This window comes from Thalassobacter sp. 16PALIMAR09, from assembly GCF_000765485.1.
Taxonomy (GTDB): Bacteria; Pseudomonadota; Alphaproteobacteria; order Rhodobacterales; family Rhodobacteraceae; genus Thalassobacter; species Thalassobacter stenotrophicus.
Genome location: NZ_JHAK01000004.1, coordinates 195,777 through 214,539, shown reverse-complemented (window position 1 = coordinate 214,539; position 18,763 = coordinate 195,777). Strand labels below are relative to the sequence as shown.

Genomic DNA, 18,763 nt, shown 5'->3' with positions numbered 1-18,763 from the left:
GGATCGCGGCCTATTCGGCCTGCGGTGTTTCGCCCAAAACAAGAGCGGTAAAATGCGCGCCCCGGCGTTCAAAGCTGTCATATTGGTCAAAGCTGGCCGCTGCCGGCGCAAGGAGCACGACCTCACCCGGTTGGGCCTCGGCGCTGGCACGGGCCACTGCCGTTTCCATGTCACCACAGATATCTTGCGGCACATCCCCCAGCTGCAACGCAAACGCCGCAGCCTCCCGCCCAATGACATAGGCTTTGACGACATGACCCAGATGCGGCCTGAGAACATCAAGCCCGCCTTCCTTTTGCAGCCCACCACAAATCCAACGCACCTTTGGAAAAGCCGCAAGCGCTTGGGCGGCGGCATCAGCGTTGGTGGCCTTGCTGTCGTTAACAAAGGTCACACCGTCCCGCTGCGCGATCACCTGTGAACGGTGTGGCAGGCCCGGATAACTGTGCAGCCCCTTTTCAATGTCGCGTGGCCCAAGCCCCAACGCACGCGCAGCCGCATAGGCCGCACAAGCATTTTGATGGTTATGCGCGCCAGGCAAGCCCGCGATTTTACGCAGATCAATCGAGGCGACCTGCCGACCTTTGCGCATCTCGCTCAGGAACCCTTTGCGGGCCGTCACCGTCCACCCCGGACCGCCCAGCTTTTGGGTGTTTGAGATACGGATCACCCGATCATCAGCGGCACCTTCGGCCAGTTGCCCCGCCAAAAACAGGCCTTCTAGATCATCAACGCCAATAACGGCCCGGTCCGGCCCACCTTCGGCAAACAAACGACGCTTGGCCGCGAAATACCCGCCCATGCCGTAATGCCGATCAAGGTGATCGGGCGACAGGTTGGTAAAGACCGCAACGTCCGGTGTCAAAGAGCGCGCAAGCTCGGTTTGATAACTCGACAGCTCCAGCACAATGACCGCGCCGTCCGCGGGCGGGTCCAGATCCAACACGCCACGCCCGATGTTACCTGCCAGTTCCGCCGGGCGACCGGCCTCCGTCAGGATGTGATGGAGCAGCGCCGATGTCGTGGATTTACCGTTCGAGCCCGTGATTGCGACGACGCGAGGGGGCTGTTCCATCTCGCTCCAAGTGCCTTGCCCGAGGGAGCGGAAAAACAGGCCGATGTCATTGTCCACCGGCACCCCTGCGCGCAAGGCGTTGGCGATCGCAGGGTGCGGCGCGGGATAGAGGTGCGGAATGCCCGGTGACGTGACCAGCCAAGTCACAGCATCCAAAGCGCCCTGCTTGGACAGATCGCGCAGGACAAAGCCCTCGGCCTCTGCGGCGGCGCGCCCGGCTTCGCCGTCGTCCCACGCGATGACCTCAGCCCCCCCAGCCCGCAGCGCGCGCGCCGCAGACAGGCCCGACCGGCCAAGGCCAAGAACCGCAACCGTTTCGCCCACAAAACCAGTGACCGGGATCATGCGCGCGCACCTTTGGCTGTATTGGAAATCATGTCAGGGGACCCTCTAGATGTAGGCGCAGATTGGCCCGGGAAAGGCGTTGGATCAAGTCGGCCGCAAACGCCAATCCTAGCGGATTTTGAGCGTCGCCAAACCGATCAGCGCGAGGATCAGCGAGATGATCCAAAACCGGATCACAACCTGCGGCTCGGCCCAGCCCTTTTTCTCAAAATGGTGGTGGATCGGAGCCATCAGGAAAACGCGTTTACCGGTGCGCTTGAAGTAAAGCACTTGGATGATGACCGACAAGGCCTCAATCACGAACAGACCGCCAATGACTGCCCAGACCAGCTCATGCTTGGTGATAACGGCGATGGTTCCCAGCGCGCCACCAAGGGCCAGCGAGCCTGTGTCGCCCATGAACACGGCGGCAGGCGGGGCGTTGTACCACAAAAACCCAAGGCCCCCGCCAATCAAACCAGCGGCAAAAATCAACAACTCACCCGTGCCCGGCACATAATGCACATCAAGGTATGAGGTGAAATCGACCCGGCCGACCGCATAGGCAATCACGCCCAGCGTGCCCGCCGCAATCATCACCGGCATAATGGCAAGCCCGTCCAAACCGTCCGTCAGGTTCACCGCATTGGCGGAGCCGACGATCACGATCATCACGAATGGCACAAAGAACCAGCCAAGGTTCAAGAGCACGTCTTTGAAGACGGGCACGGCCAGATATCCCGACAGCGTTTCGGGGTGCAGCAGCATCGCGCTGACGGCTGCGACAGCGGCGATGGTAAACCCAAGCGCCAGCCTGATTTTACCAGAAACGCCCTTGGTGTTGCCCGCTGAGACCTTGGCGTAATCATCCACAAAACCAATCGCGCCAAACGCCATGGTCACCAACAGCGTGATCCAAACATAGGCATTGTCCAACCGTGCCCACATCAGCGTCGACAGGCACACCGCGCCCAAGATCAGAACGCCGCCCATCGTCGGAGTGCCCGCCTTGGCAAAGTGGCTTTCGGGGCCATCGTCGCGGATCGGTTGGCCATTGGATTGGCGGCGGCGCAGAAGGTTGATCAGCGGCCGCCCGAACAGGAACCCAAAGATGAGCGCCGTAAAGAACGCGCCCCCGGCCCGGAAGGTAATATAGCGAAACAGGTTGAAGACGTCTCCGCCGTCGGAAAACTCAGTCAACCAGAATAACATCGCATCTACCTCTTTGAATTAGCCCCTTCGGAGTGACCCAATTCCGCGATGGCGTCAACAAGAAGGGCCATATTCATGGACAAAGAGCCCTTTACCAACACGATATCGTGGGGGCCAACGAGATGATGGGCCTGCCCCGCAAGCGTGGCCGCATCTGGTGTATGCTGCCCCTGTTGATCGCCCGGCAGCTCCGCATGGAGCGCGCCCATCAACGGACCGACGCAATGAACGGTGTCGATTGCGTCCATCGCAGGGTGGCGAGCCAAGTCGGCGTGCATCGCGACTTCGGTTGGGCCAAGCTCTTTCATATCCCCAAGGATTGCGATGAGCCGCCCGCCCGGCCCCGGCGTGCTCGCCGCCAAAAGCGCAAGCCCCGCACTGACCGAGGCCGGATTGGCGTTGTAGGCGTCATCAATCAGGTCAATGCCCAGCTCTGGATGTGCCGGATCAAGCGAGACAAATATGCGCGCGCCGCGCCCCGCAGGCGGTGTCCATGAGCCAAGCGCGAGGGTGCATTGCGCCAAATCCGCCCCCGCAGCGTGGCAAGCCGCCAGAACGCTCAGCGCATTTGTACCAAAGTGTACGCCCTGCGCCGCCAATTTGAAAAGTATTTTTCCTTCAGGTGTTTGCGCAACGCAGTTAATGCCAGATTTACTCGCCGTTAGGGCGGTCAGACGCCAATTGCACCTCTCGCTTTCGCCAAAGGACACGGCCTCAGGGCCTGCGATCTGCGCCAAAATCGGGCTGACGTCCAAGTCCGCATTATAAATCGCGACGCCGCCCTCAATCAGGCCACTAAAGATTGCGGCCTTTTCACGGGCAATCCCCGGCACGCCGTCTTCAAATGCCTCTAGGTGCACAGGGCCAACCGTCGTCACGACGGCCACGTGCGGGCGGGCCAAAGCCGACAAAGGCGCGATTTCGCCGGGGTGGTTCATCCCGATCTCGATCACGGCGAAGGCGGCGTCGCGCGGCATCCGCGCCAGTGTCAGCGGCACGCCCCAATGGTTGTTATAGCTTTTCTCCGCCGCGTGAACCTTGGCCTGCGGACGCAGCGCATGGGCCATCATGTCCTTGGTCGAGGTTTTGCCAACCGACCCCGTGATCGCAATGACCTTGGCCGATGTGCGCGCCCGCGCAGCGCGCGCCAAATCCTCTAGCGCGGATTGCACATCCGCCACCAACAAAAGGGGAGCGTCATCCGCCACACCCTCTGGCACACGCGACACCAATGCCGCCCCCGCCCCTTTGCCAAGTGCATCGGCCACGAAATCATGCCCGTCGCGCGCCGCCTTGAGCGCGATGAACAAATCCCCCGGCTCAAGCGTGCGGGTATCGATCGACAGGCCGGAAACGGCCCAATCACCGCGCGCCTCGCCGCCAGTTGCGGCCGCTGCCTCTTGGGCGGTCCAAAGTGTCATGCCAGCCCCCCATCAAGCGCGGCCACCGCCACACTTGCCTGTTCCACATCATCAAACGGCAAAACGTCGTCGCCAACGATTTGTCCGGTTTCGTGCCCCTTGCCCGCGATCAACAGCGCGTCGCCGGGGCCAAGCGCATCCACGCCGCGCAGGATCGCCTCAGCCCTGTCCGCAACCTCAGTCGCCTCGGGCGCGCCTTCCATTACGGCGGCACGGATCACCCCAGGATCTTCGGAGCGTGGGTTGTCATCGGTCACAAAGACCACATCCGCATGAGCAGCGGCCGCAGCCCCCATCAAGGGCCGTTTGCCGGTATCACGGTCCCCGCCCGCGCCCACAATCGCAATGATGCGCCCCATCACGTGGGGCCGCAGTGCGCGAAGCGCGGTTTCAACGGCGTCCGGGGTATGGGCGTAATCGACAAATACCGCCGCCCCATTTCCACGCACCGCCGCCTTTTGCATCCGGCCCCGTACAGTGCCCAGCTTTGGCAAGGCTGCGAACACCTCAGCGGCGGGTTCACCACCCGCAATCACCAAAGCCGCGGCCATCAGCGCATTTGCCGCTTGGAACCCGCCAATCAGATTGAGCCGCACTTGATGCGAGGCCCCCTGCCAGTCAAACAGCACCTCTTGGCCCGTCGCATCAAACCGCTGTGCCCGCAGGCGCAGCCGTGCATCAGGCCCATGCCCGACGCCCAGAACCTCTTGGCCGCGTGCCTCAACCTGCGCGACAAGTGTCGCGACCTTTGGGTCATCAAGGTTCAAAACAGCCACGGCATTTTCGGGCAGCACCCGCATGAAAAGACCCGATTTGGCCGCGAAGTACGCGTCAAACGTGCCGTGGTAATCCAGATGATCTTGGGTGAAATTCGTAAATCCCGCCGCCGCCAAATGCACCGCATCCATGCGCCGCTGGTCCAGGCCGTGGCTTGATGCCTCCATCGCGGCGTGGGTCACGCCTGCGCGAGCCATCTCGGACAACACCCGGTGCAAGGTGATCGGTTCGGGCGTAGTGTGCACGCCGGGGGCGGAAAACGCGCCCTCAACACCGGTGGTGCCGATGTTGGCCGCTGACAGGCCCAAGGCCTCCCACAATTGGCGGGTAAAGCTTGCGACCGACGTTTTGCCATTGGTGCCGGTGATCGCGACCATCGTTTCGGGCTGGCCACCGAAAAACAGAGCCGCTGCCCCTGCAAGAACACCACGCGGGTCCTCAGCGATTACCACCGCAGGGTCATGTTCCGCGATCTCGGCGGCAGCGATCTGCGCCCCCTTCGCGTCCGTCAACACGGCCACTGCCCCCATCCGCAATGCGTATTGGATGAACGTCGCACCATGCACTCGACTGCCTGGCAATGCCGCGAACAGATGCCCCGGCTTGACCGTCCTGCTGTCTACCGAAATCCCGGTGATCACAGGGGCCGCGCCACCACGTGCCTGCATCCCTAAATCCGAGAGCCTCTTGCCCTTGTCGTGTGCCACAAGCCGCCCCTTGTCGTGCGTTCAGTTCGCCGCCACTGGTAGCGCGAATGCCCCGGAGGGTTCAATATCCGGCCGCAGCCCCAACAGGGGCGCGACGCGCGAAATAATCGCCGCAGCTACGGGCACGGCCGTCCAGCCAGCGGTGCGGCGCGGCTCGGGCCCGGTGCGATCCTCTGGCTCATCCAGTGTGACGACCAGCACATATTTCGGTTCCAGCGCAGGAAAGACCGATGCAAAGTTTGTGATCACCTTGTCTTCGTAATAGCCTCCGCGCGGATTGGGTTTGTCCGCCGTCCCGGTTTTGCCACCCACAGTATAAAGAGGCATACGCGCCATCGAGGCCGTCCCCTTTTCGCTGACAACAACGTCGCGCAGCATTTCGCGGGTCGCGGCGGACACTTCCTCCGAGATCAGGCGCTCTCCGTTTTGGGGGCCGTCTTGGCGCAGAAGCGTCGGTTTGATCAGCGTGCCCCCGTTCAGCGTGCTGGCATAGGCCGCCGCAAGGTGCAAAGGCGACGCAGACAAGCCGTGCCCATAGCTGATCGTCATCGTGTTCACTGTGCGCCACGGATTGGGCAACAGCGGCCGGCCTGTCGCGGATTCGATCAGTTCAAAATCCGTCGGTTCAAAGAACCCTAGACGACGCAGGAAATCTTGTTGCCGGTCCGGGCCGATCTCCATCGCGATCCGAGCGGTGCCGATGTTTGAAGATTTCACGATGATATCCGACACCGAGAGTTCATTGCCGTAGTTGCGATAGTCTCGAATGCGGAACCCGCCAACCCGAATGGGCCCCTTGATGTCGATGATCGTCTCGGGCGCGACCATGCCCAGTTCCATCGCCTGCGCCACTGGGAAAATCTTGAAGGTCGAGCCAAGCTCATAAACCCCCTGCACCGCGCGATTAAACGTCGGATCAAGGGATGGATCCGTACCCTGCACCGGACCGGGCCGCGCGTTGGGATCATAGTCCGGCAGGCTCGCGATTGAGATTACTTCGCCAGTGTGAATATCCATCAAAATGGCCGACGCGCCCTTGGCGTTCAGCAAGCGCATACCACCATCGAGGACTTCTTCGACGGTGTGTTGGATGGTCAGATCAAGGGATAATTCGAGCGGCTTGCCCTCATTGATCGGGTCCCGCAGGTAGGCGTCAAACGATTTTTCGATACCCGCACGGCCCACAACTTCGGCGGCGCGCACACCTTCGCGCCCGTAACCTGCGCCGCCCAAAACATGCGCGGCCAAGCGCCCGTTGGGATACAACCGCATCTCACGGGGGCCAAACAGCAGGCCCGGCTCACCCAGGTCATGGACCGCTTGCTGTTGCTCGGGCGAGATATTGCGTTTGATCCATAGAAATTTGCGGTTGCCGGTGAAGCGCTTTTGCAGGTCCTCGACATCAAGGTCGGGGAAAATCCGGCCAAGTCCCTCGGCGGCGGCAACCGGGTCGATCATGTGATGTGGCTGCGCATAAAGCGCGTTGGTGATCAGATTGGTGGCCAGCACGCGGCCGCTGCGGTCCACGATATCGGCGCGGGCGGCGGTGATCGACGCGCCGGAATTATCGGCAATGCGCGGCTCTTCGGCCTCGGTGGAGGCGATTGCCCCCATCCGGACCGCGACCACCAGAAAGCCGATAAAAAATGCCATACCCACCACGAACAACCGCGTTTCGGCGCGGGCACGCAGGGTATCACGCATGCTTTCGTGCCGGGAACGGATGTTCTCACGCTCGATCGCATCGGGGTTTTGGCCTCGGTCCCGGGCGCGCAAAATCCGCGCAAGAGGCCGCAAAGGCGTACGCCGCTCAAACGGTTCAGCCTCGGGCGTTTGCCCATGGGTGTCCCCGGCTTCGCGGCGGTCGTCGGTCATGGAAACTGCTCTGGCTGGGTCACGGGCTTTTCTGGCGCGATCAAGCGGTGATCGGCACCGTGCACTTGCTCAAGACCCGCGCGCGGCGCACTTGGGCCCGACGAATTTGCCATCAACGTTTCGACCGGTGGGGCGACGGGCGGATAGGCCACCTGCGCGATGGTCCCGAATTGATCAGCGGACAGCGGCATCAGTTCTAAACGCTCAAAGTTCATCTCAGCCAATTCACGCAATCGGTCAGGCCGGTTGAGATAGGCCCATTCGGCGCGCAAAACGGCCAACCGCTCATGCGCTTTGCCGATGTCACGTTGCAGCTGTTGAACCTCGCGGGCGGTCTGCCGGGTCTCATAGCCTTGGTGGTAGGCCCAATAGGCCAGCCCAACCACGCCTAAGATCGACAGAATGTAGAACAGCCCGCGCATCGCCTAGAGCCCCTGTGTTTCGGTAATTTTCGGCAGCGCCATCTTGGAGACATCCAGCGGCCCAGGCATTTTTTCGGTACGCTTTGCGACCCGCAACCGGGCGGAGCGGGCCCGCGGGTTGCGCGCGACTTCATCTTCACGCGGGGCGATGGCCTTGCGTGGGGTCAGGATGAACTCAGCCTCACGTGCTGCGGTCTCGGGGGCGTAGCGGCTACCGCCACCGCCCGTGTCAGAGCGTGCGGTAAAGAAGCGTTTGACCACGCGATCCTCAAGCGAATGAAACGTCACTACGGCAAGTTGACCGCCTGGCTTCAACACACGCTCAGCGGCGGCTAGGCCACGGATCAGTTCACCGAACTCATCGTTCACCGCGATGCGCAGCGCTTGGAAACTGCGAGTGGCGGGATGGCTTTGCCCGGGCTTGCTGCGCGGCAGGCATTTTTCAATTGTTTCCGCGAGTTGCGCAGTGGTCTTAAACGGGCGATCCCGCACCAAGGCGCGTGCGATGCGGCGCGCCGCGCGCTCTTCGCCATAGTGGTGCAGAATGTCGGCCAGATGGGCCTCATCGCTTTGGTCGATCAGCTCAGCCGCCGTGATCCCGTCCCGCCCCATGCGCATATCCAACGGGCCGCTGCGCATAAAGGAAAAGCCACGCTCAGCCATATCCAACTGCATGGACGACACCCCAAGGTCCAACACAACGCCGTCAACAGGCGCGCTGACCTCATCCATCTTGGAAAACACCGTCTCAACCATCTTGAGACGGTCGCCATAGTCCGCAGCCCATGGCTTGGCCATTTCAAACACCATCGGGTCACGGTCCAGCCCGATGACCTGATCGGCACCCGCCTCAAGCAAGCGGCGCGTATAGCCGCCCGCGCCGAACGTGCCATCAATCCAAACGCCCGACACGGGCGCAGTCGCCTCGATCAGGGCATCGATGAGGACGGGGATATGGGGGTCGGCAGTGGCCATGAATTACTCAGATGCGGGAGGGAGAGGGGGAAGCAACGACGCAGGATCAAATGTATCAGGCTGCGCCAAAAGCCAAGCGTCCAAATCGTTTTGGGCGGGGGCGTCGGCCTCGGGGCGCATGATCTCAAAGGTGTCGCCGGCTGCGTTGAATGCGGCACTGTCGGTGATCTCAACCCGGTCGCGCAGCTCTTTGGGCAGGGTCAGACGGCCACTGTCATCCACGGTCGTGTGGTACGTCATCTTATAGTATAGTGTATTGAGCCTGCGACGATCCTCAGACCCACGGGGCAAAAGGTCGATCTGCTTCCAGATCTCCAGCATTGCGGCGGCGGAATACGCTGTCAGGTGTTTGGCGCGGGGATCACCCCAAAAAAGGTATACGCTGGGCTGCTTGCCCTCGGACCATTCGGGATCAAGTGCCTCTAGCACACGACGATAGGGCGCAGGCACGGAAACCCGCCCCTTTGCGTCCACCTTATTGGTGGATGTCCCTGTGAACCGCCGGATCACTGTCCTCGCGCGCCCCTCAATCAAATGTTTCGGCCCGCCGGGCCTTGAATGAAAACGGCGGATTGAGCTGCTGCCACTGCCCGATCCGCCGTCACTGTCCCGTCTCCGGGTCTGACCTATGCGCTGCCACCTGGGGGGATGTCTGCTCGCTGCGCGCGGGTCTCCATTTCAGAGCGTATGGGGATTGCCTGTATGAACCTGCCTTTTGGTCTTTGGTCCTGCGATCTGCGCCGCGTTCTTGGCCCTGCTCTGCACGTATGGTGTGCCATGGAAGAGCATGCCTAATCAAGGTTTTTTATGCCAATTCTTGCCACAAAGACACACTCGCGCTTAGCGCATAGCCCATATAGTCGTATAGATCGACGGAATACCGATATGTTGTGTCCAGATGGACTCGGACGTCTGAGGTTTTTTCATCGAATTTCTACGCGCGCCCGTGGCGCGCCTGCACCGCCGCCCAAAAATGGCAAAAGCGGCAAGGTTTCCCCCGCCGCTTTTGCTGTTTGATTCGGATGTTTAGGGGCGTCAGGCCATGCCGCCATCAATCAGCCGCTTGGCCAGCGCGCCAAAGGCGTCAGCCACTGGTCCCTCGCCTGCCGCGATTGGCGTACCACCGTCGCCCGCGATGCGCGTGTCCAGATCCAACGGCAGCGCCCCTAGGTAAGGCAGACCCAAACGCTCGGCCTCAGAGGCGACACCGCCCTGCCCGAACGGATGGCTTTCGCCACCGCAGTGCGGGCAGGTGAAGGTCGACATATTCTCAATCAAGCCCAGCACCGGCGTTTTGAGCGTCGCGAACATATCAAGCGCCTTGCGCGCATCGAGAAGTGCCACGTCCTGGGGGGTTGAAACAACAACAGCCCCTGTCAGTTCGGTCTTGGTGCAAAGCGTCAACTGCACGTCGCCCGTGCCGGGCGGCAGATCGACCAACAGGACATCCAATTCGCCCCATTCGACCTGCCCCAGCATTTGTTGTAACGCGCCCATCAACATGGGCCCTCGCCAGACCACGGCCTTGTCCTCGGCCAGCATCAAGCCGATCGACATCATGGTCACCCCGTGTGCTTTGAGCGGGATGATGGTTTTGCCATCCGGAGATGCGGGGCGTTTATTGACGCCCATCATGCGCGGCTGTGAGGGGCCATAAATGTCGGCGTCCAACAAGCCGACCTTGCGCCCCTGCCGAGCCAGCGCCACCGCGAGGTTGGATGAAACCGTGGATTTACCCACCCCGCCCTTGCCCGAACCGATCGCCAAAATCCGTGCCACCCCTTTGACCCTTTGGCCGTCCTCTTGGGGTTTGGCATGCCCCCCGATCTTTAGGCTGGGCGGTGATTTTGCCTTGGCGCCCACGCCACCGGGCGCAGGGGCCGTCAGGCTAACCTGCACCGTGCCCGCGCCGGGCAAGCGTGCCACGGCGGCCTCTGCAGCTTTGCGCAGCGGCTCCATCATCTTGGCGACCTCGGCCGTGGGGGCCTCGATCACAAAGCGCACGTCGCCCCCCGCGATCCCCAGCGCGCGGATCATATCGCGGCTGATCAAGGTGCCACCGTCAGGAAGCGTAATGTCCTCAAGGGTGCGGTGGATGTCTTCTTTGGTGAGTGGCATTGCAGGCTCCGGTAACTGGCGTGCGCCTTAGGTGGGCGCGTGAAACGAAAAGACAAGAAAGTCGGCGGATTTAGCGCACGGGTTCATTGGGGGTTTAGACGCTCCGCAGGCTAAGCACAGCCATCAAAAACGCGCCAATCAGCCCCGCCCAGATCAGCGTCGCGGACAGGCCGATCAGGTCCGAGATCACCCCCAGCCCCAGCGCACCCACCGCCACAGCACCAAAGCCCACGACGACCCAAAGGCTCATGACGCGGCCCCGGAAATCATCGGGCACATTAGACTGCACCACGGATTGTAAAGTCACACCGCAGTAAGTTGAGGCAAAGCCAAGGATCATCACAACGCCCACGGCCACGTCCCAGCGTGGCACGAGGCCAATTGCACTCATTGCGCCAACACCCGCGACCAGCATGATCTTTAGGCTTGGTGTGATCCGGTCCGCCACTACACCCCAGCCCGCCGTCTTGGCCGCCGCCGCGAGCAAAGCCCCGGCACCCGCGGACGCCGTCAGCACGCCAAGGCCCGTCGGCCCACGGCCATGCACACCCTCCGCCAAGACGGGTAGAATTTCGAGAAACCCCCGCAGGATCGTCGCAAAAGCAGCCGTCAGCATGATGGCCTGCAACACCAGCGGCGCGCGCCACACATACGCAATACCATCGCCAAGGGCGCGCAGAATGCTGGGCTGTTCACTACGGGTTGGTAGGGACCGCGCCGTCAGGCCCGGCAAGACAACAATCATCGGCAGGTACAACACCGCCGCCGCCAACAGGGTCCAGCCCGGATCGGCAACCGCCAGCAACACCCCTGCCCAGACCGGGGCAATCAGACGTGCGGTGTTAAAGTTAACCGAACTCAAGGCAACGACACTGGCCACCAGATCATACGGTACAAGGCGCGGCGCCAGTGACATGCGCACCGGGTGATGCGCCGAACTAATCACCCCAATTAACAAAGCCACCACCGCCAGCGACACCAACCCAAAGCCCCACACCGCCTGCCATAGCACCGCAACGAACAACACAACTGCCATCGTCAGTGTGGTCCACCGCGCCGCGCGCAGGATATCTGCGCGGTCCACTAGCACGCCGAACACCGGCCCCGAGATTAACGTCGGCGCCATCGACAACGCGGCCACTGCACCGACATACGCGGGTGAGGCACTGACCTCCCACGCGAGCCACCCCAACGCCACTCGTTGCGCCCAAAGCGCTTGGACCGAGGCGGCCGACGCCGCGTAGTAGCGGCGGAACATGGGTGAGCGCAAAGCCTGCAAACGTGTGTTCTCCCTAAGTCAACTCAACCGAAAGTTGATCGCCCTGCAACCCATGCAATTGCTGCATAGCGGCATTCGAAAAACGTGTGTTGTGCGCCTGCAGCAATTCGGGGCATTGTCACTCCAAGGCAAGGGTGCACAACTCAGGTACGAGGATCATCACGATGGTCACTTTCAGAGAAACGCGCCCAAAGCTCTCCGGGTTTGGCGGATTTATAGCCCGCCTGTCGGAAATCGTGGCAGAGGCGCGTGTCGATTACGCACGCTGGCGTCTCTATCGCGGCAAGGTGAAAGAACTGCAAGCCCTCGGTGCGGACGACCGCAACCTGACGGGCACCAGACGCAGGAACATTCGCCGCCTCTCTCAGGTGGCCGGGAACGGTCATCAGGTCTGAGGCAACCACAGAGATACCGGGGTTCTCCTCCCATTGCCCCGGGATAGCAGCAAAGCGAGGTTCTCCTCCCTTTACCACGCGGCGCTGTACACATTTGGCCCGATTTCCTCCCATTTGGGGCCAATCGGATGGTACTCTCCCTCCTCCCTGAGGGTCCCGTCCAAACCTAAAGTGGCGACCCCTCCTCCCTGGGGTCGCCATTTTTTGATTCAGAGGCAGCGTGTTGGAGTGATCAGGGCATCCAACGGCTGATCCGTCGGCTCAAGCGGAACATGGGATACCTGTTGAGCATCATAGGCAAAACCAACCACCCGCAGCTTGGCATGAACCGCGCGCAATTTTTCCAGCGTTCGATCATAGAATCCGCCGCCATAGCCAAGGCGCCCCCGGCTCAGATCAAAGGCCACAAGCGGAACGATCACGATGTCTGGGGTCACGACCTCAGCTGATTTGGGCACCGATGCACCGAACGCGCCGGGGATCATTTCGGCCTCCGGCGACCAGCGGTGAAATACCAGCGGCAGGCCCGCCCCCTGCACCACAGGCACGCACAGCGTGTTATCTTGCGACAGTGCGGACATGGCGCTGAGCGGCGAGATTTCGGTCCGGATGGGCATGTAACCCGCGATGACGGCGCCCTTGATGGGGCCGATCCATTCCAACAACCGCGTGACGGCCGCCGCGTCATAGCCCTTGCCATGATCCTCGGCGCGTTTAGCCATGGTGGCACTGCGCAATTCGGCCTTTGCGGGCTGCTGTGATGTCATGGTCTTCTCTCCCTTGCGCCAATCTGCTTTCTCATGCCCCGACAACGTGCTTTTGTGCAACCATGCTTAGTCTTGATCATATCGCCATCACAGCCCCCGACCTTGCAACGGGTGTCGCACATACCGAAGCACAATTGGGCATGCCACTGGGCCCCGGGGGACAGCACCCCGACATGGGCACGCACAATCGCTTACTGTCGTTGGGCCCTGATTTTTATATGGAAGTCATCTCGATTGACCCCAACGCACCAGCACCCGCGCGCACCCGCTGGTTTGACCTTGATAGCGGGCCAGAGGCCCACTCGCTGAGCCATTGGATTTGCCGCACGCCCGACCTGCCCGCAGCCCTTGCGCGGGCACCTGCGGGCACAGGCACGCCCCTGTCGTTATCGCGCGCGCATTTGCGGTGGCAAATGGCCGTGCCTGACACTGGGCGTTTGCCGTTTGATGATACGCACCCGGCGTTGATTTCATGGCAAAGCGCGCCGCCCGTGCTGCCCGACAGCGGCGCGCGACTGGCAGAGTTGGTCATCACGCACCCGCAGGCCGACGCGCTGGCCGCCCAGCTGGCCCTGAACGACCCGCGCGTGCGGTTTGAAACAGGCCCGGCCAAAGCCCTGCGCGCAATCATCGACACCCCCAACGGGCAACGGGTCCTACAGTGATCCGGCGCGCGACACCCTCGGATCACGCAGCCCTTATGACGTTGATCAACGACGTGATTGCGCAGCCGCATATAACCTTTCGCGCGGCCCCCAAAACCGACGCCGAGATTGAGGCCCTTATTGCGGGGCCTGCTTGGGTCGCAGAGCGAGATGGCCATGTTGCGGGCTACGCCGCCTACGGCCCCTTTCGCGGCTCGGACGGGTATCGCCACACCGCAGAGCATTCCATCGCCATCGCGGACGCGGCACATGGGACCGGGCTGGGCCGCGCATTGATGTCCACGCTTGAGGAGGCCGCACAGCGCGATAACATACGCACCCTCGTGGCCGGAATTTCGGGCAGCAACCCGGCGGGCATCGCCTTTCACACCGCAATCGGGTTTGTCCCGGCAGGAACCTTGCCAAATGTGGGGCACAAGGCAGGCGCGTGGCATGATCTGATTTTCATGACCAAAGCCCTTGCCCCCGCCCAAGGCGCGTAGTTTCATACCGACATGTCGATTTGGTCCCGCATCGCCGACACGCTTGCCGCCCTCGCCTCTGGCGAGGGGCTGCGCGATGTGTTGGATCGCCTGCGATCCCCGCCCGAGATGTCCGTGGCCTTTACCATCGCCACAATCGCGCTGGGGGCCAAGATGGCTAAGGCCGACGGCCAAGTGACCCGCGATGAGGTCGCCGCCTTTCGCGCCGTGTTCACCATCCCGCCCTCACAGATGGATCACGCGGCGCGCGTTTTTGACCTCGCGCGCCAAGATGTGGCGGGGTTTGACGCATATGCTCGCCAAATCGCACGCATGTTCACCACCGGGTCCGAAACGCTGCGCGATCTGCTAGAGGGGTTGTTTTACATCGCCATGGCCGACGGCCAGTACCATCCGCTGGAGGATGAGTTTCTGGCCGCTGTGTCCAACATCTTTGGCCTGACAGAGCGTGAGTTTACCGCAATCCGAGCCCGTTTCGTGCCGGGCGCCGAACCTGATTGCCACGCGGTTCTGGGTGTAGACCCCGACACCCCCCTGCCCGAAATCCGTGCGGCATGGCGCGCCATGGTACGTGAAAACCACCCCGACCGGATGATGGCCCGTGGCCTGCCGGAAGAGGCGATCAAACTGGCCGAAAACCGGCTGATTGCGATCAACGCCGCGTGGGAGAAAATCTCAAACTCCCACCCCGACGCCTAAGCGATGCGGCTGGCCACTTATAACATCGAGTGGTTTTCCAACCTGTTTACCGATGCAAATAAGCCTGACCCATCTGAGGAATGGTCCGGCAGATGGAACATCACGCGCGCGGCACAACTGACGGCTTTGAAATCCGTTTTCCACGCGATGGACGCCGATGCGGTGATGGTGATCGAGGCCCCTGATCAGAGCCCCTCTCGCAATTGCACCCAAGCGCTGGAACGTTTTGCGGAATGGGCCGGGCTGCGCACCACCCGGGCCGTGACCGGGTTTGAAAGCCATACCCAGCAAGAGATCGCCCTGCTTTTCGACCCCACTGTGCTGAGCGCCCAGCATGATCCCCGCGAAAGCGAGGCCGCCCCAAGGTTTGACAAGAAATTCAAGCGCGATCTGGATGTGGACGACAGGCCCGAAACCGTCGTTTGGTCAAAACCACCCTGCGAATTGGCCCTGACAACTGCACGCGGCACGGCGCTGCGGCTGATCGGGGTGCATGCCAAATCCAAAGCCCCCCACGGCGCGCGAAATGATGCGGACGCCATGCGGCTCAGCATCGCCAACCGGCGCAAGCAGCACGCACAGTGTCTTTGGTTGCGTGCCCGGCTGGATGCGGATTTAGCAGCCGGGGAGGATATGATTGTTCTGGGTGATTTCAACGATGGCCCGGGCCTTGATCAGTTCGAAGAGCTGTTTGGCCGCTCGGGGGTTGAGATCGTTTTGGGCGCGGACGGGCCGCACCCGCTGTATGACCCCAACGCGCTGCTTCCCCTGCGACCCGGCGCGGCACAGGCCAGCTCTGCGCGCTTTTACAACAGACAAACCAAGCGCTATTTCAATGCGTTAATTGACTTCGTGATGGTGTCACAGCGCCTACGCCCGCTTACAACATGGCGCATACTTCACCCTTTTGACGACCCCGCGTGTTTTGATGATGCGGAATTACGCGATGCGCTGCTTCTTGCCTCTGACCACTTTCCGGTTGTGGTGGAAATTGACATCTGACCCACCCAGACCCACCTTTTGGGGTATGAGGCACCTTATTCTAATCGCCGCACTCAGTTGCGCCAGCCCAGCCATCGCCCAAGATGCCGACGACCCGATGCAAGAGGGGTTGGACCGTTTAAGCGAAGGCAGCCGCCTGTTGATGGAGGGATTGATGGGCGAACTGGCGCCGTTGTTGGACGACGTAGGCGAGTTGGGCGCACAGATGGCCCCCTTTGTGGAAGACTTGCGAGAGCATCTTGGCGATGCTTTTGAAGGCCTCAACGCCTATCACCCGCCCGAAATCCTGCCCAATGGCGATATTATCCTACGCAAAAAGCAAAAGACGCCCCAACCCGAAGGGGATGAGGCGCCGATTGAAGCTCCGATTGAGCTGTGAACTTTTAGAACGGCACGCGGGTCGCGACCCCGGTCTTGAGCGCCAGATCCACCACGGCCTCGGCCACCGCCAAATCCTGTAGACCCACGCCAGTGCCGTCGAACAACGTCACCTCTTCGGCTGAGGTGCGACCCGGATGGGTGCCGTTGATCACAGCGCCAATCTCGGTGATCGCGGCCTCGGTGATCAGGCCGCTTGCAATGGCGTGCTGCGCCTCACCGATGGTGGTGCTTTGGGCGATTTCATCCGTAAACACGGTCGCGCGGGCCACAAGAGCGGCCTCGACCTCTTGCTTGCCTTTGGTGTCCGTGCCCATGCAGGCAACGTGGGTGCCTGCGGTGACTTGGGCGTCCTGCAGGATGGCATCAAAGCTGGACGTGATTGAGATAATCACATCTGCTTCCGCGCCTAAACGGTCCAGATCGACCGCCTCAAACGGCAAGCCCGCCTCAGTCGCGACGGCCTCCAGCCGGCTGAGCATCTCAGGGTGGTAGTTCCAGCCGATGACCTTTTCAAACGGGCGCTGCGAAAGGGCCGCGCGCATCTGAAATGCGGACTGATGGCCTGCGCCGATCATACCCAACACTTTGCTGTCCGCGCGGGCCAGATGTTTGATCGACACCGCAGACGCGGCAGCCGTACGCAACGCAGTGAGCAGGTTGCCCCCCACCATCGCCTTGGGCCGTCCGGTATCCCGGTCAAACAGGATCACGGTGGATTGGTGGTTGGTCAGGCCCTTCGCCTCATTGCCCGGCCAATAGCCACCGGACTTGAGGCCCAGCGCCCCACCTGCCCGATCAAAGCCCGACTTAAAGCCATAAAGCGCGTCGGCATGACCAATGGCCTCGCGGATGACGGGAAAGTTGTAGGCATCTTTGCGCGCCATCGCGCCAAAAATAGCCTCAACTGCGTCAAACGCTGCCTCTGGGGTCATCAGCCCGGCGATCTCTGCCTCCGGGACGATGATGATTTCATGCGATTTCATAGGGGAGCCGTCCATTCTAGAATGCCTTCCCGCGCGCGGAGATCGGCCAAAGCGTTTCGACCTTGCCGTTGCGCACGCCAACGTACCAATCGTGGACGTTGCAAGTCGGATCACAATGACCCGGCACCAGTTTCAGCTTGTCATTGACCTTGAGCAGCCCATCGGGATCCGCCACAACGCCGTGTTCGTCCGAGCATTTGACGTATTCTACGTCATCGCGCCCAAAAATCACCGGCAGGCCGCTGTCGATGGATTGCGCCTTGAGGCCCGCATCAACAATCGCCTTATCGGCCTTTGCGTGGGACATCACGGACGTCAGGATGAACAGCGCGTTTTCCCACTCACCTTGGTCAATCCGGTTTCCATCGGCGTCCAGAATGCGGCCATAGTCCGCGTCCATAAACGCGTAAGAGCCGCATTGCAGTTCGTTATAAACGCCTGATGTGCCCTCAAAATAATAGGAGCCTGTGCCACCGCCACCAACGATATCACACTCCAGCCCCTCGGCCTTGAGCGTATCGACCGCATCCTTGACCTGTGCCACGGCGATCTCGATCTTGGCTTTGCGATCGGCGTAGCTATCCATGTGCTGCATCGCACCTTGATAGGCTTGCAGGCCCGCAAATTTCAGCCCCTCGGCGGCATCAATTGCCTTGGCGATTTCCACAACGGCGGGGGTGGTTGTCACACCACAGCGGCCCGCGCCACAGTCGATTTCCACGATGCACTCAATCTGGGTCCCATGCTTGACGGCGGCGGCAGATAGGTCCGCGACGTTGGCCACATCATCCACACAACAGATCGCACGGGCGCCCAACTTGGGCAGGCGCGCTAGGCGGTCGATCTTTTGCGGGTCGCGCACTTGGTTCGAGACCAGCACATCCTTGATCCCGCCACGGGCAAACACCTCCGCCTCGGACACCTTTTGGCAGCACACACCTACGGAGCCGCCCAAACATTCCTGTAACAGCGCCACATCAACGGATTTGTGCATCTTGCCGTGGACCCGGTGGCGCATGCCATGCGCCTTGGCCCAATCGCCCATCTTTTTGATATTCCGCTCGAGCGCGTCCAAATCCAGCACAAGACAAGGCGTTTGAATGTCCGCCTCATCCATACCGGGCAGCGCGGGCACGTCGTATCCAACCTCTAAGTCGTTTACGTTCATATCTTTCATCTGATCTCTCCCATAACTCATGACGGG

Annotated in this window: 19 protein-coding genes; 6 read left to right on the top strand and 13 right to left on the bottom strand. The window is 61.4% G+C overall.

The annotated features are described in order from the left end of the window. Positions 1-10: 10 nt before the first annotated feature. The 10 genes from murD to PM04_RS10575 all read right to left on the bottom strand — a co-directional run bounded on the left by murD (position 11) and on the right by PM04_RS10575 (position 12,185). Positions 11-1,420, bottom strand: coding sequence for a UDP-N-acetylmuramoyl-L-alanine--D-glutamate ligase (gene murD / locus PM04_RS10620; RefSeq protein ID WP_038006456.1), 1,410 nt, complete (start codon positions 1,418-1,420; stop codon positions 11-13). Between the two features lie 108 nt (positions 1,421-1,528). Beyond that, on the bottom strand, positions 1,529-2,611 hold the full coding sequence (gene mraY / locus PM04_RS10615; protein ID WP_038006454.1) for a phospho-N-acetylmuramoyl-pentapeptide-transferase: 1,083 nt from the start codon (positions 2,609-2,611) through the stop codon (positions 1,529-1,531). Positions 2,612-2,616: 5 nt separating this feature from the next. Continuing rightward, on the bottom strand, positions 2,617-4,032 hold the full coding sequence (gene murF / locus PM04_RS10610) for a UDP-N-acetylmuramoyl-tripeptide--D-alanyl-D-alanine ligase (protein WP_038006452.1): 1,416 nt from the start codon (positions 4,030-4,032) through the stop codon (positions 2,617-2,619). Further along, on the bottom strand, positions 4,029-5,477 hold the full coding sequence (locus PM04_RS10605; protein ID WP_052068291.1) for a UDP-N-acetylmuramoyl-L-alanyl-D-glutamate--2,6-diaminopimelate ligase: 1,449 nt from the start codon (positions 5,475-5,477) through the stop codon (positions 4,029-4,031). Before PM04_RS10605 ends, murF begins: the two co-directional genes overlap by 4 nt. A 60-nt stretch (positions 5,478-5,537) precedes the next feature. Next, positions 5,538-7,391 (bottom strand): penicillin-binding protein 2, encoded by a 1,854-nt coding sequence (locus PM04_RS10600; RefSeq protein WP_081945968.1) that lies wholly within the window; start codon positions 7,389-7,391, stop codon positions 5,538-5,540. Next, positions 7,388-7,813 (bottom strand): hypothetical protein, encoded by a 426-nt coding sequence (locus tag PM04_RS10595; protein ID WP_072936665.1) that lies wholly within the window; start codon positions 7,811-7,813, stop codon positions 7,388-7,390. Before PM04_RS10595 ends, PM04_RS10600 begins: the two co-directional genes overlap by 4 nt. Positions 7,814-7,816: 3 nt before the next feature. After that, on the bottom strand, positions 7,817-8,788 hold the full coding sequence (gene rsmH / locus PM04_RS10590; RefSeq protein WP_038006448.1) for a 16S rRNA (cytosine(1402)-N(4))-methyltransferase RsmH: 972 nt from the start codon (positions 8,786-8,788) through the stop codon (positions 7,817-7,819). Between the two features lie 3 nt (positions 8,789-8,791). After that, complete coding sequence (locus PM04_RS10585; RefSeq protein ID WP_139278629.1) at positions 8,792-9,238, bottom strand: division/cell wall cluster transcriptional repressor MraZ; 447 nt, start codon at positions 9,236-9,238, stop codon at positions 8,792-8,794. A gap of 585 nt (positions 9,239-9,823) precedes the next feature. Beyond that, on the bottom strand, positions 9,824-10,906 hold the full coding sequence (locus tag PM04_RS10580; RefSeq protein WP_038006443.1) for an Mrp/NBP35 family ATP-binding protein: 1,083 nt from the start codon (positions 10,904-10,906) through the stop codon (positions 9,824-9,826). 94 nt (positions 10,907-11,000) lie between these two features. Beyond that, positions 11,001-12,185 (bottom strand): MFS transporter, encoded by a 1,185-nt coding sequence (locus PM04_RS10575; protein ID WP_152593984.1) that lies wholly within the window; start codon positions 12,183-12,185, stop codon positions 11,001-11,003. Positions 12,186-12,349: 164 nt separating this feature from the next. On the opposite strand from PM04_RS10575, the gene PM04_RS10570 reads away from it, so the two are divergent. Continuing rightward, positions 12,350-12,580 (top strand): hypothetical protein, encoded by a 231-nt coding sequence (locus PM04_RS10570; RefSeq protein ID WP_038006438.1) that lies wholly within the window; start codon positions 12,350-12,352, stop codon positions 12,578-12,580. Positions 12,581-12,789: 209 nt separating this feature from the next. Here PM04_RS10570 and PM04_RS10565 read toward each other — a convergent pair whose 3' ends face one another. Further along, entirely contained in the window at positions 12,790-13,347 is a 558-nt protein-coding gene (locus PM04_RS10565) for a 5-formyltetrahydrofolate cyclo-ligase (protein WP_038006676.1), read from the bottom strand. A gap of 62 nt (positions 13,348-13,409) precedes the next feature. Between PM04_RS10565 and PM04_RS10560 the strand changes: the two genes are divergently transcribed. Genes PM04_RS10560 through PM04_RS10540 form a run of 5 tightly spaced genes read left to right on the top strand, consistent with a single transcriptional unit; the run spans position 13,410 to position 16,574 of the window. Continuing rightward, positions 13,410-14,012 (top strand): VOC family protein, encoded by a 603-nt coding sequence (locus PM04_RS10560; protein ID WP_038006436.1) that lies wholly within the window; start codon positions 13,410-13,412, stop codon positions 14,010-14,012. Beyond that, the gene (locus tag PM04_RS10555) at positions 14,009-14,494 is read left to right on the top strand and encodes a GNAT family N-acetyltransferase (RefSeq protein WP_038006434.1); all 486 of its coding nucleotides are present in this window, start codon (positions 14,009-14,011) and stop codon (positions 14,492-14,494) included. The genes PM04_RS10560 and PM04_RS10555 overlap by 4 nt, the downstream gene beginning before the upstream one ends. A 12-nt stretch (positions 14,495-14,506) precedes the next feature. After that, positions 14,507-15,193: a molecular chaperone DjiA gene (locus PM04_RS10550; protein ID WP_038006432.1), complete on the top strand. Its 687-nt coding sequence runs from the start codon at positions 14,507-14,509 to the stop codon at positions 15,191-15,193. A gap of 3 nt (positions 15,194-15,196) precedes the next feature. After that, positions 15,197-16,195: an endonuclease/exonuclease/phosphatase family protein gene (locus PM04_RS10545; protein WP_038006430.1), complete on the top strand. Its 999-nt coding sequence runs from the start codon at positions 15,197-15,199 to the stop codon at positions 16,193-16,195. Positions 16,196-16,220: 25 nt separating this feature from the next. Then, positions 16,221-16,574 (top strand): hypothetical protein, encoded by a 354-nt coding sequence (locus PM04_RS10540; protein WP_038006428.1) that lies wholly within the window; start codon positions 16,221-16,223, stop codon positions 16,572-16,574. Positions 16,575-16,578: 4 nt separating this feature from the next. Here the strand turns inward: PM04_RS10540 and bhcD are convergent, their stop codons facing one another. Together bhcD and bhcC are read right to left on the bottom strand one after the other, a co-directional pair. Further along, positions 16,579-17,544: an iminosuccinate reductase BhcD gene (gene bhcD / locus PM04_RS10535; RefSeq protein ID WP_038006673.1), complete on the bottom strand. Its 966-nt coding sequence runs from the start codon at positions 17,542-17,544 to the stop codon at positions 16,579-16,581. A 31-nt stretch (positions 17,545-17,575) separates the two neighbouring features. Beyond that, positions 17,576-18,736: a 3-hydroxy-D-aspartate aldolase BhcC gene (gene bhcC / locus PM04_RS10530; RefSeq protein ID WP_038006426.1), complete on the bottom strand. Its 1,161-nt coding sequence runs from the start codon at positions 18,734-18,736 to the stop codon at positions 17,576-17,578. Between the last annotated feature and the right edge of the window lie 27 nt (positions 18,737-18,763).